Raw genomic sequence first — 24,059 nt, forward strand, 5'->3', positions numbered from 1 at the left:
AATTAAACAAAAAATTATTCAATCAATATTGCAGGCTTGAATGGTCTTGCGTGTCTTGCTTTACCTTTTGGATCATAAATGTCATTATCTGATTCTGAATATACTGTAATGTCTACTCCAAATTCCTTTTTACCGATACTTGATAGTTCAGATGATAAGAATTCCTTCTCATCAAAGCTTGAAGATTCATGCTTCATTGATTTAATTTCTTCAGATTCTGAATGCAAATCCTTGATTGTCTTTTGTACAAAGTCTGGCATCTTTTTAGCATCTGTAGTTTGCGGATCTGCAATGAGTTCTTTCATTACAACTCCCATGTTGTTTTGACCGCCTACCATTATGCCTAACATCTTACGATAGATTTTGGTTTTTGTTTCATCTGAATTTACATAAAGAACAATTTTCTTTGGAGTTATTTTTGTAACTTTGAGAATATTTGCAATGTCATCTATGGTTCCTTTAAGCAACACTTCAGCTTGAATGGCAGTAACATCAACATCATCTTTGGAATGTGTAGGCCATGCTGATTTTGACACTTGGGTTTCATTTCCAAGCTTCTCCCACATTTCCTCAGCTATGTGTGGTGCAAATGGAGACAACATTGCAACTCGTGCAGAATTTATCTTGTACAAAATTCCTGAAACGTCTTTTCGTCCTTTAGCTTCTACACGTTTTGCATACCAACTCAAATCAGATTCAAATGAAAACAAAATATCATGTAATGCCTCACGCAATCTCATTTTTTCAACTGCTTCTGTAACATCTCCAATCAAACTTTGGGTTTTAGATAAAATCCATTTATCTTCAGCTTGCAACTCTGAAATAGGCTCATTTTTGAGCCTAGAGCACTCTTCAAGTAGAGATGTAAGCTTGCTTTGAATTCCTGAAACTGATTCCATGTTAAAATCTGCATCCTGTAACAATTCTGCTGATGAAATGATAGCCAATCTAATTGGATCTGCACCATGGTCTCTGATTGCAGTACGTAACGGAATGATATTTCCCATACTCTTTGACATCTTAGCACCATCCATCATTACACTTCCATTGACTACAATTTCTTGTGGCCATAGTTTTTTCTCAAATATTGCTACATGATTTAATACAAAAAATGACAAATGATTCTGAACTAAATCTCGTCCTGAATGTCTAGAGTCAACTGGATAGAAATATTGGAATTCTTTTTTCATTGTATTGATAATATCCTCAGAAAGTTTAGAAGTGCTAGCAGCTAGTGCCACATCTCCTTTGTCAAGCAAAACATAATCGAAAAACTCGCGAGTTAAATTCTCAGGAGATACTGTTCCATCATTTAGGAATCGTGAAATGGTATAGTATGCCATGTAAATTACACTATCTGATAATGACTCTACAATCCAATCCTTGTCCCATGGGAGTTTAGTTCCCAACCCCTGTTGTCTTGCACAAGCTCGCTCGTGTAACCACTCTATCACTTCTTTGAATTCTGTTCTAATGTTACTAGGTAGAATGTTCATTTCATCAAAACAATTACGAGCAAGCTCCTTCCACTCTTCATCTCCGTAATTGAGAAACCATTGGTTGTTCAATATTTTTACAACACATTCAGCTCCGCATCTGCAATGTACCGGAGAGTTTTCAAGCACTGGGAATTTTTCTAGTGTGTTGTTCTCTTGGAGCCATGTTCTGATTTTATCGCGACCAAACTGCACCTTTTCGTTATTGAAATGTAAACATTTTTCATTTAATTTTCCATCTGTAAACTCTTTGAGGTACAATTCCTTTGTAGCCTCTTCTAGCTTGGAATCTGTTTGGTCTGAAACTCCTAATTTCTCACAAATCTGTTTTGCAGGATACTCTCCATATCCTTCTGTAACTATGATGGGAATAGGCTCAATTTTGGACGCTAATTCGTGATTTTTAGCCTTCAAATCCATCAAAGCTTGGTAATCCTTTGGTGCGTGAGCTGGCACTGACATTACTACACCCGTACCCATTCCGGGCTCTACAAAATCTGCAGGTAATACTGGAATCTCTCGTCCATCGTGGTTAGTTGCATATTTTCCAATAATTTCACTACCTGGAATATCGCCAATTATTTTTACTTGTTTTTCAAAGAATTCTATTTTATGTGCACACTCTTCAGAAATTATCCATGTTTCATCATCAACTGTTACCTTTTTGTATATAGTATTTGGATTGACCCAAAGATTCGTAATTCCAAAAATTGTTTCAGGTCGCAGTGTTGTCACTGGGAAAATAAATTCACCTAGCTTGAATTTAATCAAGAAATTCTTCTCATCAATTTTGGGTTCAACGTCCCCCATTGTATCGTGCTGTGATACAGGATTCTGGTCTTTTGGACACCAACCAACTGGATGACTACCTTGAATAATTCTACCTCTTTCTTTGAGTATAGTAATCTGCCACTCGATAAATTTCTGATAACCTGGAACTATAGTAGTAAACTCTCGTCTCCAATCAATTGAATAACCCATCTCGATCATTCCAGATTTTATCTCTTCATGGAAATAATCTGCAATCTTTATTGGTTCAACAAATGTCTTGATTGCCTCTTCAGGAACATGATACACATTTCGTAATCCATCAAGAATTTCTTTCTCTCCCTTCTCAATTCTTTTGGCCATGCCTAATACTGGAGTTCCAGTATAGTGGAATCCCATTGGAAACAATACGTTGTATCCTTGCATTCTATAGAACCTTGCATGAACATCAGCTAGTGTGTATGTTCTGCCATGTCCGATATGTTGCGGAGAGTTTGGATACGGATATGCAACTGTAATGAATTTTTTTGGTTTATCATTTGGGTTTGTCTCAAAGTCTTTTGATTCTGCCCACTTGTTTCGCCATTTAGTTTCTAGTTCATTCCAGTTTATCATAGTATTATCCTAAAATCATTGATTTTGCTTTGGCTATTGCCTGCTCTTTTTTAGATGTGTCCTTTCCTCCACCTTGAGCAAATTTAGCATCACCACCACCAGAACCTCCTAAAATTGAGGCTATCTCCTTGGCAATCTCGCCTGAATTTACGCCTGATTGCTCTCCTGCAAAGACCATTACTCGCACAGTTGGACCAGCTTCAAAAATTCCACAAAATGCAGCAGTATCATCTTTTGCAACTAGTTTCTTGCCAAAGTTTTGATAAAAATAATCATCATAATTCTCACTGGATGTAAAACACAATTTCCCCTTCACACTAATTCCATCTGTCTCTACTGATTCTCCTGAAATTATCTTCTCTAGTAGTATTGGAATCTGCTCTCTTGCTTTTTCTTTATTCTCTTCTCGTTGTTTTTCTAATTTTTCTTTTGCAATGTTTTCTTCAGCTTGCTTTTTAGATTCCTCTTCTTGGTCTTTTACATATTGGAATGCAGTTGGACCTGAGACAAACTCTATTCTAACTACACCGTCTTGAATTCGTTTAGTCTTTGTAATTTTGATCAGTTCTATATCTCCAGTCTTTTTGACATGTGTTCCACCACAAGCTTCAATGTCTTTATCTTCAATTGATACAATTCTAACTGACTTTACTGGAACTACACCGCCTTGATAAATTCTAAATCCATACTTTTGCTCTGCAGTTCCTCTATCGTAGTAATCTATATTCACTGGATAGTTCTCCTTTACCATTTGGTTTGCTGCATCTTCAATCTGTTTTACTTGCTCATCCGTTAATGAGGAATGATGTGTAATGTCTAATCTTGCATGATCATCGTCTTTGAATGCAGAGTGCTGCCAAATCCATGAACCCAAAACACCTCTTGATGATGCATTGATGATGTGAGTACTGGTATGGTTTTTGGTTATGTTTGCACGTCTTGTCTCATCAACTTTGCACTGTACAGTTTCTCCTTCTTTTGGAACGCCACCTTCTAGCTTGTGAACAATAATGTTTGCGTGTTTGTCCACGTTTACAACTTTGAATCCTGCAATGGTTCCCAAGTCCGGTTCTTGTCCTCCACCTCTTGCATAAAATGAAGTTCTATCTAATACCACTTGATCATCAAAGACTTTGATTACTTTGGCATCAAACTGCATTGGGTCGTCTTTGTAAAATAGAGTTTCAGTTTCAGGTAACTCTTCTAGTGGAAGTTCTGTGATTGCCTTTTTCTTTTCAGACTGGTGCAAATCAGATAGTTTAGAGTAAAATTGTGATGGAATCTCACTAATTGCATCGACTTCTTTGAGATATTCAGGTGTAATTCCATCTGATTCGTATAAAGTGATTAATTCATCGACTGTTGGCACACCTTTTTCACGAATCTTTTCTGCTTTTTTCTTCATGTGTACTTTGGAGTCCTCATATCTTGCAGATTCTAGCTTGAGAATTGCCTTGACATCTTCTCTCTTCTCATCAAGCTCAGGATAGGTATCTTTGAGATAGTCAATGTGAGTATCTATCAAATCATCCATATCTAATTTCAAATTTAATCTGGTAATTGTTCCATTGATTCGTCGCAACATCATTCTGAGATTATATCCACCACCAACATTACTTGGCAATGCACCATCTGAAATTGCAAAGATTAGAGTTCTCAGATGATCTGCAATTTGATACACTCCTTCTAGTGGTGTTATCATTTTATCTAGCTGAGTATCTGTAATTCCTGCATTCTTTACTGCAATGCGTCTTACCTCATTCAAGTCATCGTAGTGATCAATCTCTTTTGCAATTTCTGTAAAGTATTTTTTTAAAACTTCAGAGTCTGAATCAACTCCAATCTTTTCAAATAACTTCCCGTTAATTGGACCAAAACAACAGTCGTATGCAGTAGGTGTACCCATTGTAATCCATGCAAATCTCTCAAGCCCTGCACCCATGTCTATAACTCTCTGGTCAAGTGTAGTGTGATTCCCTAGCTCCCCCTGGAATTCAGTAAATACTGCATTTCCAAGCTCTAGCCCTCGAACAAAGTATTCTAGTGACGGTCCAAAAGAGCCGCCGCCAGCCCATACGTCCTCTACAAAAACGACTTCTTCTTTTTTAATTCCAAACTGATCAGTCAATAATCTAAAATCCAAATCAACGCATTCATCTTTCCAGTATCCTCCTAAATCTGGAACACTGTGTTGTCCAATCATGCAGAAGCTAGAAAAGTGTCTGCCGGTAACTCCTACATTTTCTAAATCTTTGAAACGCAAACAAGTTTGTGGAACTACTAGTGGGTTTGCAGGAAATTCAAAAACAACTTTGCTTCCCATTATTCTTTGAAAATCAACAACTGATGCAATTGTAAAAAACAGATCATCTCGCCATCTGCACACAACAGGATATCTTGATACTGATGTGTGATTATTTTTTACAAAAAATTCCTCAACTTGTTTCCAAGCTTGTGTATAATCAAATCTCTTGCTAGTTGGAGGCTCACCGATGAACGAATACGTATCCAATCCATCATCTGGACACAAGTTTCTATCGGCATTTAGAGTCCAAAAGAATCTGCCACATTTAGTGCAAGATTTTCTTGTAAATCCTTGCTCTTGGAAAAGTTTGACGTTATAGTATTTCTCAGGATCTGCTGAAAATTCTTTTAGAATCTCTTTTTTATCCAACGCTGAGACTGCTATATTCCAATATTAAGAATTGTCGATTAATGATACATTAAATACAGAACACAATGTAATCTATTCATGTTTGGAAAGAAACCTGCTCTCAAAGAAGGAACTGCAGTTTTCTCAGTTAAAAAAAATGGTGAATTTAATGACTTTATTTTTGGAATAGTTACTGGTGTTGATGGACGTAAAGTCGGAGTTAACGGAGTACTAGTAAATGCAATTGGATTAAAAAATAAGATTGCTCAAGGAAAGACTGGAGAGCGCTCAAGGGAAATTCTTGAACATCCAACTCCAGATAATGTTGTTTTAGCTTTGGTGTATAGAGTTGAACATGAGAATTATGCCGAAGTGCTAGATCTTGATGTTGATAAATGCGATATTCTTCCTCCAAAAATTTATGCAATGCTTGATGGTTGGATTCGAGAATCAATTCCAGAATTTATCAATACTGTTCTATCATTACCTGAAGGTTCTGAAAGAGATGAGGCAAAACGAGTCTTAAAGCACAGAATGGAAACTTTGACTGATCCAACTCTAAAGAGAACACTTTATGCTGTTTGCAGAAGTCTGAAAATTCTCAACTAGATTTCCAATTTCTAGGCGTAACTTCTCCATAGTTTTATATTATGCCCTAAGAAAATCTCGATACAATGGAATATGTTTACGCTGCTTTACTTCTTCACAAACTAGACAAAGAAGTTAACGAGGCAAACCTCACATCAGTTGTTAAAGCATCTGGTGCTGACGTTAATGAAGCCCAAGTTAAATCACTAGTTGCAGCCTTAGCCGATGTTAACATCGATGAGGCAGTTAAAGCCGCCCCAGTAGCAGTTGCAGCAGCCGCAGCACCGGCAGCAGACGCAGCAGCACCGGCAGCAGAAGAAAAGAAGAAAGAAGAACCTAAAAACGAAGAAGCAGCCATGGAAGGATTGTCTTCCTTATTTGGCTAAGCAACTTTATTTCTATCAAATTTACTTTTGATCTTTATTTTTCAAATCTTAATTAGCAATAGCTCACAATTTGCAATAGATGGTTGATTTTTCGTTTCCAATTGATGGATTCATTAGCATTTTAGATTATTTGGGGACGATTGCATTTGCGGTAACTGGAGCTTCAAAAGCAATATCACACAAGGCAGATATTTTTGGAATTATAGTTTTGGCCTCTGTAGTTGGAGTAGGTGGTGGTGTAACTCGAGATGTAATCTTTGGACGATTCCCTACAGCGTTTTCAGATCCTATCTATGTAGCAATTACTGTTACAGTTGGTGTTGTAATGTTCTTCTTGTATACAAAATTCAAAAAACAGATGAGCATATGGCTAGTCTTTGATGCAGTAGGGTTGGGAGTGTTTTCAATTTTAGGTGCATCAATTGCATACCAAGTAGTTGGATTGGAGTTTCTCCCAATGCTCTTTGGTGGAATGATTACAGCAATTGGTGGTGGAATATTACGAGATGTCTTTGTTCGAGAAATTCCAATTGTATTTGTAAAAGAAGTATATGCAATTGCAAGTATTATCGGAATTGTAGTGTTCTATGGAATTTTATCAGCTGGTGTTGATGTACAGATTGCATCAGTAGTTGGAATAGTTACAGGAACTGGAATTAGATTACTTGCAATGAAGTTTAATTGGAATCTTCCAAAGGTTCGAGAATCTTTGGACTAGATTGCTAGAAAATTAAGCAAACCTGAATACATTAAAACTTCAAAAATTCCAAATCCAATTATCCCTAATATGATTAAGATCAGATTTCGATTCACAATGATAAATGATATTTCTGAGATTTAAGCAGGAGTGTAATCTTTTGCTTGGCCTGCAACTGCTTTTGCTTGAGAGTCTGCTTTTTGTAGAATTTGTTCCTTTGTCTCATCAGTCATAAATCCTGATTCAACAGATACAGAACGTGCAGATTGTGCTGCCTTGCTGAGAATTTGCATAACGTTGTCTGCTGTGATATATCCTGCTTCAATTGATAGTGTAACTGCTTCTTGGTGGAATTGAGCAAATGCATTTCTGACTTTTTCAACATCAATTACCATCTCTTCTTCAGCATATACAGTTCCATCCTCTAGTGCAGTGACTAGTGAAATTCCTGCTTCTACTGGTTTGATATCTAATTTACCTAAAATGGATGCTAATTTCTCATTGATTGCCTCGCCCTTTTTCACTGGGGTACTATCCTTTGCAATCCAGATTGTTCCTTGATCAATCTTAGTTGGAATGCCAGCTTCTTTGAATTCTGTAAGCATTGGTCCTGGTGCGATTCCTGTGTTCTTGGCAGGAACTACAATATCAAAACTTGCAAGGTCTCCACCTCTTGCTGCCATCATTACTTTGTTTTTGGCAAGAAGTACGTTTAGCTTGAATGGTGACATGTCAGTAAACAAGAACATGCATTGTCCAGTTAGATGGTCTGCAATGTCTTTGATTCCTGGGACATCTAATTTCTCAAATGCTTTTTTTGCAATTTTATCTTTAATGCTGAAAAATTCTACTTGTCCTGCAAGAGTTTTTCTTAATGGAAGAATTTGTGTAGAACGAACTTTTCTCATTTTAATTACAGCTAGAACTTTGTATTTTTTTGGAAGCTCTTGTAATTGTTGATACATTTGGGATTTTCTTTTAGGATAAGAAGTTCTATTTTCATGCATATTTCTTCTTGACCTCTTGTATTTGTTTTACCGGTTTGCCCATTGTAGTTTTAATTAAAATTTTCTTTATGTTCTTCTCTCCGTTTGGTAATTTCTTTTCAATTGCAGCTAGGACTGTATGTGCGTTAATTGTTAAATCTGCATCATCCATAGACAAATCTCCAATTTTAGATGAGATTGACAATGATGCTCTTGTTCTTACTTTGATGCAAGATCTAAATCTTTGCAAGAATGCTTCAATGGATGCATCAAATGGAACTGGTGTTGGCATCTTTCCTCTTGGACCTAATAGTTGACCCAAAGTTTTACCAACTTCTGGCATGACTTTGGTATCTGCCAAGAAGAAATCATATTTGTTAATGAATTTTCTAGATTCTCTTTTGTTTGCACCAAATTTACTTAGTTCTTCTGTTCCAATTACAGAATCTGCTTTTGCAGCTTTTGCTTTTTGATTCATTTCACCTGTTGCAATAATGCAAACAGTTGCTGGAGAACTAGTCTTTGGAAGTTGAACAACTTCGTTAATTGCAAATCCTTTTTTTACATCAATATCTTTGAAAGTGACGATTAATTCTAAAGATTGTTTAAATTTACGCTCTTTTGTAGCTCCTCTTGCTCTTTTAATCAATTCAGTAATCTGAGCATCTGTAATCATTACGAAACAATTTCTAGAAAACCTACTTAAAATCGTTTAGAGATTGATGTCTTTTGTCGCTCAATTATTTTAAAAAATTACATTTTTTCACTAAATTTTTTATAATTAAGGTGAAAATCATGCTGAAAACCTACATATATTAAATCATAATCATGTTTTTCGATTACGTTGCATAGATTTGACGAATTAGATATGAAATTACTTTATGAATTGACCAATGATGGTTCCATTTCTGTCCCTACTTTATCAAAAAAATTAGGAATCAATGCCTCTGTTCTTTACAGTCGAATTAAGAGACTGATGAAGAAGAAACTCATCAAAAAGTTCACAATTGAGATTGATGATTCATTATTAGGGATTGGAGTAAAGGCCTCAGTCGGTATAAACCGAGATCCAAAATTCAAGGATACAATTCACAAACAATTCATGGCAACTGCTGAGGTTGTATCCATTTCTGAAATTACAGGAAGATTTGACATTATGATTCAGGTGTATGCAAAGAATCTTGAAGCTTTACACAGTATAGTAATTGAAAAAATCGGAAAAATAGAAGGTATTCAAAATACTGAAACCTTTGTAGAATTACAAAAAACCGATAAAGATCCGGTATATCTTATTCAATAATTATTGAAATTTTGCGTCCCATTTGCCTTCATTGATCTCGGCAGTAATTTCTTTAGGAGTTTTACCTTCTACTTTAACTCCTAATGCTACACATGTACCAATGATGGTTTTTGCAACTGATTTTAGTGAAGAAGCATAAGATTTGTCAAGTTTTGTATTTGCTACTCTGACAATTGACTCCATTGTTACATCCCCTGCCCATTCAGTTCCTGATGCTCCAGAACCTTTTGAGATTCCGGCCTCTTTCATGATTAAAGCAGCAGCTGATGGGATGCCGATTTCAATTTCATATTTTTTTGTATCTGTATCAACGATTACTGTAACTGGAACTTTCATTCCCTCAAAGTCTTTGGTTTTCTCATTAATAGAATTGATAACTTCCATGATGTTGACTCCAAGCGGACCTAGTGCTGGACCTAATGGTGGACCTGCTGATGCTCCTCCGCCTGTTACAAGTGATGATACTTTTTGTTCTCCCATGTTAAATCAAACTCAAATTGAAAATTTAATCCTTCCTAACCCTCAGTAGACAGCTTTAGGTAGTTAGCGTCCACTGTGACTGGTAATTGGTATGATGCATCTAACAAAACTACAGTTGCCTCTTCTTTGTCGACATCAATTCTAGTAATTGTTGCCTTCATTCCTTTGAATGGTCCACCTGTAATTTCTACTACATTATCTACTGTTAATTGTGAAACTGTTGATTTCTTGATTAGATATCCTTCAATATCTTTGAATTCTAATTCTCCTCTTAATTGACCTCGGATATGTCTGACTCCTTCTACTGCAAGATATGCATCACTTGGATTGACTGCTTCAATTACGACATATCCTTTCAAGTCACTTACCCAAAATACTGACTGAATGTTAATTTGATTTGCATTGGCTTTTGCTTCTAATAATCTCATGACGACTTTTTCCTGTCCTCCAGTAGTTCTAATTGCAAACAAGTGTGATTTTATTTCTTCAGACATTGTTATCTACCAAACGTAATTACAGAAAAGACAAACTGAATTGTAAAACCAATAGCTCCTACACCTGCTATTCCTAACAAAACGAGTCTAAGGTGTTGTGAATACTCATCTTTGTCTGGCTTTTTGGCCATTTTCATAGTGTTGGCCATGTTCTTCAAAGTTTGCCTAGGGTTCATTGCTGGAAATTAATAAGGTGTCCTTATATCTCTTATCTCATGGAGCTACTAGTTGCGTATCAAGATGACCCGGCAGGTCACAATATGGCAAAGTTTCTTTCAAAAGAAATGACAAAAGACGGTGATGTCTTTCGCGGAAAATTTTATGATCTTTTAATCATTCCAACCCCTGCAATTTCTGCTGATTGGTTGGAGGAAAAATATGATTATGACGGATTTATTTTTCTCTCAAAACATGCAGCAGAGTCTGGAGTTTTAGCTTTGACATGTCACAGTACTGGGAATTTTTCAGATGCAAAGTTTGGTGGAAACGATAGACAAGTGGCAATCCCAAAACCTGATTTTCAAAAAACATATCTTCAAACTTTAATGAAAAACCAATCAAAATTCTCAGAATTCCAAATTACTATAGAGGCTACTCACCATGGACCTACTGCACTGAAAAAACCCTCAATATTTGTAGAGATTGGCACTACTGAAAAACAATGGACTGATGAGTCTCTGTGTCATTCAGTTGCAAAACTAGTTCACAAAGTATTGAGTGAACCGATCAAAGAACATCCAGTAGCGATTTGTTTTGGTGGCACTCACTATCCTTCAAAATTTACTAGTGAACTATTAGATGGAAAATATGCATTAGGTACTGTAATTCCTAAACATGCATTAGATGATCTTGATGAGGAATTATTTTCTCACATTATCACTCAAAACAATATGGCAAAATTTGCTTTACTTGATTGGCGTGGATTGGGAACAAACAAACAAAAAGTTCTTGAACTTTTAAAATCCACAGACCTTGAGGTCATTAGACTTTGAATCTGCAGCAAAAAGTTTACAAAAAATTACTACAAGTTCCAAAGGGGCAGATTACCACATATGGAGAATTGGCAAAAGCTGTTGGATTAAAAAATGGTCAGCGTGCAATAGGAAAAATAATGAACAAAAATCCATACCCTGTGATCATTCCTTGCCACAGAGTTGTAATGTCTACTGGAAAAATTGGTGGATATGCATATGGAGAACATGTCAAAACAAAGATGCTAAGTGATGAAGGAGTTAAAATTGAAAATGGTAAAATTTTAGAATTGGAAAATAAACTTTATCGATTCTAATTTTTGCGTTTTTCTTTAATCTCTTCCATGAGTAGTCTGAGGTGAGCTTTGTTTCTAACTGTGTTTCCACCTACTTTCTTGTAAAGAGCCCAGAACTCTGGATTAGTCAAATCTTTTCTGTCTTTTGCAATCTTCAATAATCGTCTTAGTGCTCTAACTTTTGCAACATAGACTTCTTTCTTACCAACTCTTGCACCTTTTCGTCCTTGTTTGGAACCTTGAGTTGTACCTCTTTTGTTTTTCTGAGCTTTCTTGTCGTGTGCTCTTCCTCTTGAAGTACCGGTAAATGATTTAATTTTAATTGTGTTTGCGGTGATAAGACTACGGATATTTTCTCTTGTAATTGCATCTGCAATATCATCTAGATGGTCTGTATCGAATCTAATTCTATGAACTCCAACACCAGTAACTCTGGCTGCAAGTCTTTTCTTAGCTCTAAGATTTACTACCACTTGCACTCACTCTCGCATTGAAAATTTTGAATTTTTGCTCAATTGCTTTAACTATGATTTCTTTTCTTTTTCTGGTACCGACACCGTGGGCAAATCGAACTCCATCTTTCTTTGGGTCTAATTTTTCTAAATCGTTCAAGTTGTAAACTAGGTTATCTGTAAATCCTGATGGATGTAATCCTCGTGCTTCTTTTGGTCCACCATATCCAATTTTGACAAGACCTGGACGGCCTCTGCTTTTTTGTTTTCTTTGGTGATGATCAATACCTTTTGGTTTTCTCCAATTGGTTTGAAGTCTAACATAACGCCAACTTTCTGGTCTTACAAAGTCTGGCTTGTTTTCTTTGACCTCTTGTCTCTTTGCAAGCAATTCTTTGTTGATCGTCATGAAATTGAGTCTTGAATTTTGGAATAAATACGTTCCTAGATCATAGAAAATTTTCTTTAAGAAAAAGATAATAAGGAAACCTAGGTCGGATCGAATATCTCATGACTCAGGCTGGGATTGATCACTGTATTTCTGGAGGCATACTCCTCTGACACTAGTACTAGGTACTGCAGCAACTGAGAAATTTTCATCACAATTAACTCAATTTGGAATTAAACCATCCAAAGTCCACAGAAATCTTAGCGTAGATGAGATGGTAAAATTGGCAGTTGAGCGAAAGGAGGGAGTAGTCAACTCTACAGGCTCACTTTCAGTCAATACTGGCAAATATACCGGCAGATCCCCTGATGACCGATTTATCGTATATGATGATAAAACTCATGACACAATTGACTGGGGTCCAATTAACCATCAATTCCCAAGTGGCAAGTTTGAAAAACTATTTGAAAAAATGAAAGACTTTGTTGATAACAAGGAACTCTTTGTTTTTGATGGATTTGTAGGGGCTGATCCTGAAACCCGCTTACCAATCAGAGTAATCAATGATCATGTTTGGCAGAGTATGTTTTCAAGTAATTTATTCATTAGACCAACTAAAGATGAATTAGAAAAACACGAACCTGAATTTACAATTCTTTGTATCAATGACTTTGTTGCAGATCCTGAAATTGATGGAACTAGAACTGATGTCTTTATCCTAATTGACTTGACTAGAAAAATTGTTTTGATTGGTGGAACTGAATATGCAGGCGAGATGAAAAAATCAATGTTTGGTGTTATGAACTTCCTTTTACCTGGACGTGGTATTTTCCCAATGCACTGCTCTGCAAATATTGGAGAGAAAGGTGACACTGCCTTGTTCTTTGGTTTATCTGGTACTGGTAAAACTACACTTTCAGCAGACCCTAATAGAAAATTAATTGGAGACGATGAACATGGATGGTCTGATAATGGTACTTTTAATTTTGAAGGTGGATGTTATGCAAAGTGCATTGACCTAAGTCAAGAGGCAGAACCTGAAATTTGGAATGCAATCAAACCAGGAGCTCTTTTAGAAAATGTTGTACTAAATGACAATGTTCCAGACTATGACGATAATACATTAACTGAAAATACTCGTGTTGGCTATCCACTTGATTTCATCCCAGGTGCTGTAATTCCAAGTGTTGGTGGCAATCCTCGAGTGATTATATTTTTGACTGCAGATGCATTAGGGGTTTTACCTCCAGTTTCCCGACTTACAAAAGAAGGGGCAATGTATCATTTCATGTCCGGATATACCAGTAAATTGGCAGGAACTGAGCGAGGAATTAAAGAGCCAAAATCTGTATTTTCTCAGTGTTTTGGAGCCCCATTCATGCCTAGACCAGCCTCAGTTTATGCAAAACTACTCGGAGAAAAAATTAATCAGCATAATACCGTAGTTTACCTCGTCAACACTGGATGGTCTGGCGGTCCATATGGAGTTGGAAAAAGAATAAAGATCAAGTATAGTAGGGCAATGGTAACTGCTGCACTTTCAGGTGCACTTGACATTGTAAAGTATAGACATGATGATTTGTTTAATTTGGATATTCCAACTCAGGTGGAAGGTGTCCCAGATGAAATTTTGGATCCAAAAAATACTTGGGTTGACAAAGACTCGTATGATCTTTCTGCAAAAAAATTAGCACAAATGTTTGTTGAAAACTTTGCAAAGTTTGAAGACGTTTCACCTGAAATTATTAATGCTGGTCCTAAAAATCTAAAATAGATTTATCTTCTTTTTAAAATTCCAAACATTCCAATTCCAATTAAAATTATAGCTATTATGCCGATTTGTTTTTCTGGAATGTCTAGTATATCTGGTCTATTGATATTTTCATCTAGTGAGTTAATCTCAATTGTGTTAAATGCATTTGATGTGTTGCCATTTACTTGAATTTTAGTATCAATCCAATACAGTGAGTTTTCATAAATCTCAATTGATGCTTTTTTCTCAGGAGTTGTTGTAGTTGTTGTAGTTCTTCCATCTTTACTATTAATTACAGAAATTTTAGCAAAACTCCATTCTTCTGGATGATTAATCTCAAAGAAAAGATCCTGTTCTTGCTGAGTTACAGAAACTGAACCCTGGGTATAGTGTAGCAGAAATGGAACTCTGTATTGGATACCATCATGACTTATCATAATTAGTCCTTCATGTTCTCCGAAATTATCTTCTAGCATCTTCATTTTTATTTCTAAAATATTTCCATCTACAAGTTCTCCACTAAATGCAATGAATTCGGGTCCGTCAAAATTTACCTCAAATCCGTCCCATGAGCCATCAATTGATTTTAGCTGGAATTGTCTTTCCACAATTTTATCATCAGATGATGCCATGGCAACAAAGTTTGGTGGCTCTATGATCAATTTTGCATTGTAGGCATTTCCGATATCTAATCTCCCTGCTCCTGCATCATGGATTGAAAACACCTGTCCGTAGGCATCAGATACCTCCTTGACAGTAGTCAATAGTATGGATTTGATCTCATGATGGTGCAATTCTGGATTTTTCTGCAATAGTAGAGCCGCTGCACCACTGACATGAGGGGCAGCATAGCTTGTGCCACTGGTAAAGTTGTATCCTGCATTATTTTGTGTGGTGTTGATGTATGCACCTGGTGCTACAATTTCTGGTTTGATATAAAATGGAGATACTGGTCCTCTGGAACTAAAATGTGCTACAAAGTCTGGATTGTAAAACAGATGTAGTGTTCCTTCACTGTTGTTTTTTATTGATTTGACAATTTCTAATCCTTCTTCTCTGTCAATTGACACTACTGGAATCTGCGGTGAATATCCTTCTTCAATAAACTCGTGAATTAATTCACCCAAGAAAATTCCTGACTTGTCATTGTAAACAATTAATGCTTTAGCTCCTGCATTTGCAGCATTTTTTTCTTTAATTGAAAAATATAACAACTCACCTTCTACATCACTTCCTCGCTCAACAATTACTATTGCATTTTCTACATCAATGTTTTCAAAATCTTCAGCCTTTCCAAATCCGGCATAAACTATTTTTCCCGTAATTGCATTATCTAATTTTGAAGAACCAACCATTGGAATTACAGTGTATGGTTTTTCATCAATTTCAAAAGTTGCAACCAAGCTTGAAGTTAGATTGTTATACGTTGCACCAACTGTTACTGATCCAAAATTTCTTCCTGGACTGCCAATTGATTCTAATCCAGGTCCATCATTTCCTGCTGCAGTAACTACAAAGATCTCTTTCTCTAATGCTGCATTTACTGCACGGTCAATTTTTGAATTAGTCTTGTTTACACCTAAACTGATATTGATAATGTCTGCCTCATCCTCAATTGCTTTCTCTATTGCTCTAATTATCAAGTCCGATGAAACGCCTTCGCCGTCTTCAGAAACTTTGTAAGCTAAAATTTTGGCCTTTGGTGCAATGCCGGTAATTTGCCCATCTGCTGCAATTACTCCAGCAACTTGAGTCCCATGGCCGTTTGTATCAAGTGGTGGTTTGCCTTCTTGTATAAAATTAAATCCTCCAATTACCTTGCCATCAGGTCCCCACCCCAAAAGATCTGGATGGTTAAAATCAACTCCCGTATCTATCACTGCAATCTTAATTCCAGAACCGTCTATCCCATCCATTCTAGGGATGTCTGTTCCAACAAATGGAACGCTTCTTTGCAGATAAGTTCTAAATTCATTTTCAGAGTCTAGTGGTTGCGATAAAATAAAAATTCCTAATAGTGCTATTGATACTGAGAAAATTACTAATATTTTCACAAGTTTTGTAATCCATTTAACAAGTAAAAATGAATTGCTTGCTAAAGCAATAAATTGAATAAATCATCCTAGTCCTATATGGGAAAATACACTCTTCCTGAAATGCCATATGCATATGATGCATTGGAACCTCACATTGATGCAAAAACAATGGAGATTCATCACACAAAACATCATCAAGCATACACTGACAAACTAAATGCAGCTCTTGAAGCATGTCCTGCTGATATCCAAGAAAAAGATATCCTTGACATCTTGTCTGATATTAATTCAGTACCAGAAGCTCAAAGAGGTGCAGTTAATTTCAACGGTGGTGGTTTTGACAACCATAGGTTATTTTGGAATAACATGAAAGCAAACGGAGGCGGTGAACCTGGAGGATCTATTGCAGATGCAATCAAAGAATCCTTTGGAAGCTTTGCTGACTTCAAAGAGAAATTTTCATCTACTACAGCTGTAATTCAAGGCAGCGGTTGGGGATGGTTAGTATACAATCCTACTTCAAGTAAGGTTGAGTACAAATCAATGCCAAACCAAACTAGTCCACGAACTGTTGGATTAGTGCCATTACTAGGCTGTGATGTATGGGAACATGCATACTATCTCAACTACCAAAACAAAAGACCTGCATATATTGAGGCATGGTGGAATGTTGTTAATTGGGATGAAGTAGAATCAAGATTCTCTAAAGCAAAATAAAGTTAAATCTTTATTTTTTTTATATTTCTTAATCTATTTTTAATTAGATTTTTCAAAATCCATGAATGAATTTATAACCATCTGGAAGATGTTGGTTGTACATGAGTGAAGAACAGGCAGAGCAATTAATGCAACAAATGCAAATGCTTGAACAGTATTTTTCTGATTTATCTCAAAGAGAAGCAACTTTTATGAATATTTTAAGAGAAGCAACAGCTTCGATTCAATCTATTCAATCACTTGGTAAAAATCCTGAATCTGAAACTCTAGTTCCAATAGGAATGGGCACATATGTTCCCACAAAAATTTCATCTAGTTCTAAAATTGTTTTGAATATCGGTGCAGGAGTTGCAGTTGAAAAAGATTTTCCTTCTGCAATTAACTACCTAGAAGCAAGAATCAAAGAAGTTGAAGTTGCAATACAAGATACTGCAGCAAAAAAACAAGATGCTTCTGCTAGATTAGAACAAGGCAAAGCCCAAATGAATCAAATGATGCAGGCAATGCAACAACCTCCAACTTCTGGATAAACTATGTTTGATAAACTCCGAAGTGCATTCTCTAATGCTGCAAAAAGCTTAGGGGAAAAAGAACTTAATGAAAAAGATATTGAAGATATTTTATTTGAATTAGAAATATCTCTTTTAGAATCTGATGTTGCAACTGAAGTTATTGATTCAATCAAAGCTGATCTTAAAGAAAAACTAATTGGATCCAAAGTTGATAAACATGAAATAGAAAAATTTGTCAAAGATAGTTTGATTTCAAGTATCTCTACGCTCTTTGATGCTGCTGGAGAGTATGATATTTTTGAAAAAATAAATGAAAAAAAGAGTAAGGGAGAGCCTTTCTTGATTCTATTTGTAGGAATTAACGGTACTGGTAAAACCACTTCACTTGCAAAACTTGCATACTTGCTAAAAGAAGCAAAATATTCTGTAGTGATTGCAGCAGCTGACACATTTAGAGCAGGTGCAATTGAACAATTACGTGAACATGCAAATCGTCTAAACTTGAAACTTGTTGCACAAAATTACAATTCAGATCCTGCAGCTGTAGCACGTGATGCAGTACTGTATGCAAAATCTCACAAGACAGATGTTGTGCTAATTGATACTGCAGGACGAATGCAAACAAGTGAAAACTTGATGCAACAGATTGAAAAAATTACCAAAGTAGTAAATCCTGACATGAAAATTTTTGTAGGTGATTCATTGGCTGGAAATGATACAGTAAACCAAGCACGTGAATTCTTTGAACATGTTCATTTTGATGGTTCAATTTTAACAAAGAGTGATGCAGATGCACGAGGTGGCGCTGCGCTATCTATTGTAAAAGTAACTACTACCCCAGTTCTCTATGTGGGAGTTGGTCAAGAATATTCTGATCTAAAACCATTTGATAAGGAAACTTTTCTAGAAACTGTTTTTGGTTCATTAGAAAATGTTGATTTGAAGAAAGAATCTGAACCAGAACCAACACCAGAACCAACACCAGAACCAACACCAGAACCAACACCAGAACCAACACCAGAACCAACACCAGAACCAACACCAGAACCAACACCAGAACCAACACCAGAACCAACACCAGAACCAACACCAGAACCAACACCAGAACCAACACCAGAACCAACACCAGAACCAACACCAGAAGTACAATCAAACTCTGATGATCCATTTGATGGAATCAAAGACGAAGACATTGCAACATATTCTGATCTATTTGATATCCCTCCACCTGAAAATGACAACGACGCAATCAGTTTAGGAAACAAGATTCGTAAATGGATTAAAGATGGCAGACCTGAACCTGGAGCAACAAAAGATGATCAACATGACACAACAGATGAAGAAGAGATACAAAAACATGATAAGGAAGAACCTAAAAAGAAGAAAGGTAGGTTCGGGTTCTTTAAGAAATGAAATTAAAAACAAAAAATTTACTCACTTTAGCGGAACTATCCTCAAAGGAATTTGTAGGACTAATTGATGAATCAATCAAACTAAAAAAAGAACTCAAGAAAGGTGGAAACAAACCTGTTCTAAAAAATAAAACACTGACAATGATCTTCCAAAAGCCATCTACACGTACACGTGTTAGTTTTGAGATAGGAATGTATCAGTTGGGCGGACATGCAGTTAATCTATCATCTAATGAAATGCAACTCTCTCGTGGAGAATCAATTGAAGACACTGCAAAAACTCTTTCACGTTACTCAAACTGTATTATGGCACGTGTATATGATCATAAATTACTTGAAACATTATCTGAACATGCAAGTGTACCTGTGATTAACGGTCTCTCTGATACTTTTCATCCTTGCCAAATCTTGGCAGACTTTATGACGATTAAAGAGAAAAAGAAAAAACTAAAGGGATTAAAAATTGCCTGGATTGGTGATGGAAACAATGTATGCAACTCTATGATTTACGGTGCAGCACTAGCTGGTGCAAAAATATCTATTGCAACTCCGAAAGGGTTTGAACCAAACAAAACTGTAGTGACTCAAGCAAAAAAATCAACTACCGTTGAGCTAACAACTGATCCCTACACTGCATCTAAAAATGCAGATGTTATAGTTGCAGATACTTTTTCATCGATTCATAATCTAGATAAAAAAAGATTACAAAAATTCTTACCAAAGTATCAAGTCAATGACAAACTAATGAAGTCTGCAAAAAAAGATGCGATCTTTTTACATTGTCTTCCAGCAAAGAGGGGACAAGAAGTTACTGCATCTGTAATTGACGGTCCGCAATCAGTTGTTTGGGATGAGGCAGAAAATCGTTTACATACACAGAAATCTTTGCTAGCTGCTCTAATTCACGCTTAACGTATATAAGAGCAGATTCAAACTCGGTCTCTATAGATGGCTTATTCGAAAATATTGAGACGTTTAAGAGAGGAAAAGACCAATTATAAAAAACGTGGAACCATGTTGATGGGAAAACGAGATTTTATCACTGTAAATATTACTAATGAAAATACCCAAGTCCAAATTCTAACACCTGGCATGACTGGTGACAAAGTTGTCGCCTCTGCTCATTCTAGATATCTAATTGAAAAAGGTTGGAAAGGTTCTAGAAAAAGTATTCCTGCAGCATATCTAACTGGATATTTGGCAGGAAAGAAAGCATTAGGAAAAGGTGCAAAGGGTGCAATCATGTATACTGGAACTAGAAGATTTACTCAAAGAATGGCAGCATCCCTTAAAGGAATAATTGATGCAGGCCTTGAAGTCCCAGCAGATCCTGCAAGATTTCCAACTGAGGAGAGAATTAATGGTGATCACTTGACAGTAAAAAATGAAGTTTCAAAAATAAAATCCGCAATTGATAGCGAGGTCAAATAGAAATGAGTCAAGCATCACAAACTAAACCAGGACAAAAACCAGGACAAGGAGGACGAGGTAGAGGTCCACCAGTTTATGGTAGAGGACCACCAGGTGGAGCTAAAGGTGGAGACCGTCCAAGAAGACCAAGAAGAGAACCAGAAGAAGAAGTTTGGGTACCAAAAACTATTTTGGGACAAAAAGTTTCATCTGGAGAAATATCATCATTAGAAGAAATTATTGAATCTGGATTACGTATTCAAGAATCTGGAATTATCAAGAAACTATTACCTGACTTGAAAAGTGAAGTAGTAGATGTAGGTATCATTCAAAAAATGACTTCAAACGGTCAATCAACTAGATTCAAAGCAATTGTTGCAACAGGTAATGAGAATGGATATTTGGGAATTGGTCAAGGTAAATCAAAACAAATGAGAATTGCAATTGAAAAAGCAACCAGTCAAGCTTTCCTAAACATACAACCAATCAAAATGGGATGTGGCAGTTGGGAATGCAGATGTGATCAAAAACATTCTGTACCATTCAAAGTAAAGGGTAAAGGTGGAAGTGTTACTATAGAAATTATTCCTGCACCTAGAGGATTAGGTCTTGTCGCAGGAGGTAAAATTAAACGATTATTGGAATTAGCCGGTCTCAAAGATGCATGGACCACTGCTAAAGGTTCTACTCCAACTATGAACTCAACTTCTAAAGCCGTATTGGATTGTCTAAGACAGACATTTAGTCAGGGTTGATAAATTATGGTAAATGCATATCTTGTTGTTAGAATAAAAGGTCAAGCAGATTGTCCATACTGGGCAACCACCACTATGACTTTGTTGAAATTAGACAAAAAATATCGTGCAACTATTCTTCCTGCCAAAGACAATACTTTGGGAATGCTTAGAAAAGTACAACACTATGTTTCTTGGGTTGAAATTGATGCATCTTTAGCAACTGAGTTGCTAGACAAGAAAGCAAGAAAAGGTGGTTATCAAAAAGTAACTGATGAAGATTTGAAAGAATTAGGATTTGCAAGTACTAAAGAACTTGGAGCAGCATTGGCTGAAGGTAAAGCAACATTATCAAAATTAAAACCACTCAAACCTTGGTTTGCTTTAGCACCACCTGTTCACGGATTCAAAAAAAGTACAAAGAAACTTTATGGACAAAAAGGTGTTCTTGGACAAAATAAAGAACTTGACACTATAGTAAGGAGAATGATTTAACATGGCAACTAGATTAAGAAAAACAAGACGACTTAGAGGCGGACGACACATGGGATGGGGACAAGTAGGTCAACACCGTGCAAGTGGTCACAAAGGTGGTCTTGGAATTACTGGTATGAAAAAACATCATAGAAGTACTATGATTAAAGAAGACCAAGATCATTATGGCCATGATATACCTAAAACACCTCACCCAAATATTATCAAAAACTGGGCAAGTCTTAGAGATCTAGATGACCTGTTCATAAAATTCGGTAAAGAAGAAGGAGGCAAAAAAATTGTAGACCTTGCAAATGCAGGGTACAAAAAACTCCTCGGTGGCGGAAAGATAACAAATGCTTATTCCGTCAAAGTTGAACAATTTACTGCATCTGCTGAAGAAAAACTAAAAGCTGTTGGGGGAGAAGTGTTAACTGAAAATGGCTGAGGGTACACTCACTGCAACTATTCGAAAAATCGTTTTCAAAGCAGAACCATATTTACCACAAGTTCCAAAACCTAAAAAGAAAATTCCACTACAGGTAAGGCTACTCTGGTGTGGAATTGCATTACTTATCTACATGATAATGGGTCAGACTCCACTATTTGGAGCAACTGCACCTCAATTTGATTTCCTAGCCTTTGCTAGAGTTATTTTTGCATCACAACAAGGAACCCTAGTTGAACTGGGTATAGGGCCGATAGTTACAGCTGGACTCTTGATGCAATTGTTGAGAGGTTCAGACATTCTAAAATTTGATTTCAAAAAACCAGAAGAGAGAGGAATCTTTCAGACTGCAACTAAACTTGTAACATATGTCGTAATTGTTGCTGAATCAATTGTATACGCTATTGCAGTATACGGTCCTGGAGTTACAGAGCCATATGTCATGTATGTCCTGATAGGGCAGCTGATGGCAGCGTCGATTATCATCATGTTCCTCGATGAACTAATTCAGAAAGGATGGGGATTAGGAAGTGGAATCAGTCTGTTCATTATGGCAGGTGTAGCTCAGCAAATTCTTTGGAGTATGTTCAGTCCGTTGCCTGCTGGAGATGGAGGAATGATTGGTATTATTCCATATCTTATCGAATCTTTGACTGGCAGTGGAAATATTGAAAATGTCTTCTTCCGTTCAAATCAATTGCCGAGTATCTTTGGATTGTTCCTTACCGCAGGAGTATTGCTAGTGCTTGTATTTACTCAAGGAATCAAAATTGAAATTCCAATTGTCTCTACAAAATACAGAGGATTTTCAGCAGTTTATCCTATCAAGTTAATGTACGTTTCAAACATTCCAGTAATTTTAGCATCAGCACTTACTGCAAACGCAGTTTTCATCTTCCAGATGCTGTGGGCAAACATGAACCCGCGTAACAATAATTTCTTCATGAACTTTGTCGCACAATTTGATCCTACTAGTCCTAACACTCCAGTTGGAGGTATCATTTACTACATCACTCCGCCAAGAGGTTTGGATGTTGCAGCATTAGATCCAATGCGTGCAGTAGGTTATGTTCTGTTTATGATTGGAATTGTAATTGTGTTCGGTAGATTGTGGGTCGAGCTTGGTGGTTTGTCACCAAAGAGTGCGGCTCAAAACTTACTTGATGCAGATGTGCAAATTCCTGGATTTAGAAGATCAAATGCACCAGTTGAAGCATTACTAAACAAATACATCCCATCAGTTACCATCATTGGTTCTGCAATTTTGGGTGGATTAGCCGGAGTATCAGATGTCCTTGGCGTCTTTGGTTCTGGAATCGGTATTTTACTTATGGTCGATATTCTCATCAACTATTACACACAGTTAGTCCGAGAACAAGTTGAAGTCGTCATGCCGCGTTTGGGTGCTTTACTTGGCAGAAAATAAAAAAGTTGTAATGGTAGGAATCCCGGGTGTTGGGAAAACCACATTGCTAACTAACATGGAGAAAATAATAAAAAATCATAAAAAAAGTGTCTGCGTTATTAGTTTTGGAACTTTGATGTTTGAGCTTGCAAAAGAAAATGGCATTAAAGATAGAGATGAGTTACGAAAACTATCTGTATCTGAACAACAAAAACTACAAAAACTTGCAGCAGAAAAAATTGCCTTACATGATGAAGATGTCGTAATTATTGATACACATGCATTCATCAGTTCTTCAGAAGGATACTATCCTGGTTTACCTGAACACGTTCTCAAAATTATAAAACCTACAAACTTTGTCTCAGTTTCTGCAAAACCTGAAGAAATTTACAATAGACGAATGAAAGATGATACTCGAAATAGGGATAAAATCACTTTGGCCAACATTAAGAAGGAGTTAGATGCTCAATCAGGTATGATTTCAGCCTGCTCAGTAATTTCAGGCTCACCTGTTAAGCATATTCTAAATGGTGAGGGAAAGGTTGATGAGGCGGCTGATAAAATCATTAATGCAATAGGACTGTAAAA

Annotated in this window: 27 protein-coding genes; 17 read left to right on the forward strand and 10 right to left on the reverse strand. The window is 36.5% G+C overall.

The window, feature by feature from the left end; translation table 11 throughout:
* Window positions 1–14: 14 nt before the first annotated feature.
* Together leuS and alaS are read right to left on the reverse strand one after the other, a co-directional pair.
* Window positions 15–2,879 (reverse strand): leucine--tRNA ligase, encoded by a 2,865-nt coding sequence (gene leuS / locus C5F49_RS02085; protein WP_179363097.1) that lies wholly within the window; start codon window positions 2,877–2,879, stop codon window positions 15–17.
* A 4-nt stretch (window positions 2,880–2,883) separates the two neighbouring features.
* Complete coding sequence (alaS, locus tag C5F49_RS02090) at window positions 2,884–5,553, reverse strand: alanine--tRNA ligase (protein WP_179363098.1); 2,670 nt, start codon at window positions 5,551–5,553, stop codon at window positions 2,884–2,886.
* Window positions 5,554–5,631: 78 nt separating this feature from the next.
* Between alaS and C5F49_RS02095 the strand changes: the two genes are divergently transcribed.
* From C5F49_RS02095 to C5F49_RS02105, 3 genes are all read left to right on the forward strand, one after another.
* Window positions 5,632–6,141, forward strand: a complete 510-nt coding sequence (locus tag C5F49_RS02095; RefSeq protein ID WP_179363099.1) for a hypothetical protein — start codon at window positions 5,632–5,634, stop codon at window positions 6,139–6,141.
* 65 nt (window positions 6,142–6,206) lie between these two features.
* Window positions 6,207–6,506: a 50S ribosomal protein P1 gene (rpl12p, locus tag C5F49_RS02100; protein WP_179363100.1), complete on the forward strand. Its 300-nt coding sequence runs from the start codon at window positions 6,207–6,209 to the stop codon at window positions 6,504–6,506.
* 79 nt (window positions 6,507–6,585) lie between these two features.
* On the forward strand, window positions 6,586–7,224 hold the full coding sequence (locus C5F49_RS02105; protein WP_179363101.1) for a trimeric intracellular cation channel family protein: 639 nt from the start codon (window positions 6,586–6,588) through the stop codon (window positions 7,222–7,224).
* Between the two features lie 119 nt (window positions 7,225–7,343).
* Here C5F49_RS02105 and C5F49_RS02110 read toward each other — a convergent pair whose 3' ends face one another.
* Together C5F49_RS02110 and C5F49_RS02115 are read right to left on the reverse strand one after the other, a co-directional pair.
* Window positions 7,344–8,210, reverse strand: a complete 867-nt coding sequence (locus C5F49_RS02110; RefSeq protein WP_179363102.1) for a 50S ribosomal protein L10 — start codon at window positions 8,208–8,210, stop codon at window positions 7,344–7,346.
* Window positions 8,203–8,865, reverse strand: coding sequence for a 50S ribosomal protein L1 (locus tag C5F49_RS02115; RefSeq protein WP_179363103.1), 663 nt, complete (start codon window positions 8,863–8,865; stop codon window positions 8,203–8,205). Before C5F49_RS02115 ends, C5F49_RS02110 begins: the two co-directional genes overlap by 8 nt.
* A 192-nt stretch (window positions 8,866–9,057) precedes the next feature.
* On the opposite strand from C5F49_RS02115, the gene C5F49_RS02120 reads away from it, so the two are divergent.
* Window positions 9,058–9,489, forward strand: coding sequence for an Lrp/AsnC family transcriptional regulator (locus C5F49_RS02120; protein WP_179363579.1), 432 nt, complete (start codon window positions 9,058–9,060; stop codon window positions 9,487–9,489).
* Here the strand turns inward: C5F49_RS02120 and C5F49_RS02125 are convergent, their stop codons facing one another.
* Genes C5F49_RS02125 through C5F49_RS02135 form a run of 3 tightly spaced genes read right to left on the reverse strand, consistent with a single transcriptional unit; the run spans window position 9,490 to window position 10,594 of the window.
* The gene (locus tag C5F49_RS02125) at window positions 9,490–9,969 is read right to left on the reverse strand and encodes a 50S ribosomal protein L11 (RefSeq protein WP_179363104.1); all 480 of its coding nucleotides are present in this window, start codon (window positions 9,967–9,969) and stop codon (window positions 9,490–9,492) included.
* 35 nt (window positions 9,970–10,004) lie between these two features.
* Complete coding sequence (locus C5F49_RS02130) at window positions 10,005–10,463, reverse strand: transcription elongation factor Spt5 (protein WP_179363105.1); 459 nt, start codon at window positions 10,461–10,463, stop codon at window positions 10,005–10,007.
* 2 nt (window positions 10,464–10,465) lie between these two features.
* Window positions 10,466–10,594, reverse strand: coding sequence for a protein translocase SEC61 complex subunit gamma (locus C5F49_RS02135; RefSeq protein WP_246275361.1), 129 nt, complete (start codon window positions 10,592–10,594; stop codon window positions 10,466–10,468).
* A gap of 84 nt (window positions 10,595–10,678) precedes the next feature.
* Here C5F49_RS02135 and C5F49_RS02140 point away from each other — a divergent pair, with 84 nt between their 5' ends.
* Together C5F49_RS02140 and C5F49_RS02145 are read left to right on the forward strand one after the other, a co-directional pair.
* A complete protein-coding gene (locus C5F49_RS02140) occupies window positions 10,679–11,455 on the forward strand; it encodes a D-aminoacyl-tRNA deacylase (protein ID WP_179363107.1) in 777 nt (258 codons plus the stop codon).
* Complete coding sequence (locus C5F49_RS02145; RefSeq protein ID WP_179363108.1) at window positions 11,452–11,751, forward strand: methylated-DNA--[protein]-cysteine S-methyltransferase; 300 nt, start codon at window positions 11,452–11,454, stop codon at window positions 11,749–11,751. The genes C5F49_RS02140 and C5F49_RS02145 overlap by 4 nt, the downstream gene beginning before the upstream one ends.
* Here C5F49_RS02145 and C5F49_RS02150 read toward each other — a convergent pair.
* Together C5F49_RS02150 and C5F49_RS02155 are read right to left on the reverse strand one after the other, a co-directional pair.
* Window positions 11,748–12,203 (reverse strand): 50S ribosomal protein L19e, encoded by a 456-nt coding sequence (locus tag C5F49_RS02150; protein ID WP_179363109.1) that lies wholly within the window; start codon window positions 12,201–12,203, stop codon window positions 11,748–11,750. The genes C5F49_RS02145 and C5F49_RS02150 overlap by 4 nt on opposite strands.
* Window positions 12,187–12,591 carry a 50S ribosomal protein L32e gene (locus C5F49_RS02155; protein ID WP_179363110.1) on the reverse strand — a complete coding sequence of 135 codons (405 nt, stop codon included), beginning with the start codon at window positions 12,589–12,591 and terminating at the stop codon, window positions 12,187–12,189. The genes C5F49_RS02150 and C5F49_RS02155 overlap by 17 nt, the downstream gene beginning before the upstream one ends.
* Before the next feature lie 148 nt (window positions 12,592–12,739).
* Here C5F49_RS02155 and pckA point away from each other — a divergent pair, with 148 nt between their 5' ends.
* Window positions 12,740–14,344, forward strand: coding sequence for a phosphoenolpyruvate carboxykinase (ATP) (pckA, locus tag C5F49_RS02160; protein WP_179363580.1), 1,605 nt, complete (start codon window positions 12,740–12,742; stop codon window positions 14,342–14,344).
* Between the two features lie 2 nt (window positions 14,345–14,346).
* Here the strand turns inward: pckA and C5F49_RS02165 are convergent, their stop codons facing one another.
* A complete protein-coding gene (locus tag C5F49_RS02165) occupies window positions 14,347–16,377 on the reverse strand; it encodes a S8 family serine peptidase (RefSeq protein WP_179363111.1) in 2,031 nt (676 codons plus the stop codon).
* A gap of 78 nt (window positions 16,378–16,455) precedes the next feature.
* Here C5F49_RS02165 and C5F49_RS02170 point away from each other — a divergent pair, with 78 nt between their 5' ends.
* The 10 genes from C5F49_RS02170 to C5F49_RS02215 all read left to right on the forward strand — a co-directional run bounded on the left by C5F49_RS02170 (window position 16,456) and on the right by C5F49_RS02215 (window position 24,057).
* Window positions 16,456–17,076: a superoxide dismutase gene (locus C5F49_RS02170; RefSeq protein WP_179363112.1), complete on the forward strand. Its 621-nt coding sequence runs from the start codon at window positions 16,456–16,458 to the stop codon at window positions 17,074–17,076.
* Window positions 17,077–17,177: 101 nt separating this feature from the next.
* Window positions 17,178–17,606, forward strand: a complete 429-nt coding sequence (pfdA, locus tag C5F49_RS02175; protein WP_179363113.1) for a prefoldin subunit alpha — start codon at window positions 17,178–17,180, stop codon at window positions 17,604–17,606.
* Window positions 17,607–17,609: 3 nt separating this feature from the next.
* Window positions 17,610–19,001, forward strand: coding sequence for a signal recognition particle-docking protein FtsY (ftsY, locus tag C5F49_RS02180; protein WP_179363114.1), 1,392 nt, complete (start codon window positions 17,610–17,612; stop codon window positions 18,999–19,001).
* Window positions 18,998–19,912, forward strand: coding sequence for an ornithine carbamoyltransferase (gene argF / locus C5F49_RS02185; RefSeq protein ID WP_179363115.1), 915 nt, complete (start codon window positions 18,998–19,000; stop codon window positions 19,910–19,912). Before ftsY ends, argF begins: the two co-directional genes overlap by 4 nt.
* Before the next feature lie 36 nt (window positions 19,913–19,948).
* The gene (locus tag C5F49_RS02190) at window positions 19,949–20,431 is read left to right on the forward strand and encodes a 50S ribosomal protein L18 (protein ID WP_179363116.1); all 483 of its coding nucleotides are present in this window, start codon (window positions 19,949–19,951) and stop codon (window positions 20,429–20,431) included.
* Between the two features lie 2 nt (window positions 20,432–20,433).
* A complete protein-coding gene (locus C5F49_RS02195; RefSeq protein WP_179363117.1) occupies window positions 20,434–21,165 on the forward strand; it encodes a 30S ribosomal protein S5 in 732 nt (243 codons plus the stop codon).
* Window positions 21,166–21,171: 6 nt separating this feature from the next.
* Window positions 21,172–21,639, forward strand: a complete 468-nt coding sequence (locus tag C5F49_RS02200; protein WP_179363118.1) for a 50S ribosomal protein L30 — start codon at window positions 21,172–21,174, stop codon at window positions 21,637–21,639.
* 1 nt (window position 21,640) lies between these two features.
* Entirely contained in the window at window positions 21,641–22,066 is a 426-nt protein-coding gene (locus tag C5F49_RS02205; protein ID WP_179363119.1) for an uL15m family ribosomal protein, read from the forward strand.
* Entirely contained in the window at window positions 22,059–23,492 is a 1,434-nt protein-coding gene (secY, locus tag C5F49_RS02210; protein ID WP_179363120.1) for a preprotein translocase subunit SecY, read from the forward strand. The genes C5F49_RS02205 and secY overlap by 8 nt, the downstream gene beginning before the upstream one ends.
* On the forward strand, window positions 23,470–24,057 hold the full coding sequence (locus tag C5F49_RS02215; RefSeq protein ID WP_246275404.1) for an adenylate kinase: 588 nt from the start codon (window positions 23,470–23,472) through the stop codon (window positions 24,055–24,057). Before secY ends, C5F49_RS02215 begins: the two co-directional genes overlap by 23 nt.
* Window positions 24,058–24,059: the final 2 nt, after the last annotated feature.

The sequence above is a fragment of the Nitrosopumilus oxyclinae genome, from assembly GCF_013407165.1.
Lineage (GTDB): Archaea > Thermoproteota > Nitrososphaeria > Nitrososphaerales > Nitrosopumilaceae > Nitrosopumilus > Nitrosopumilus oxyclinae.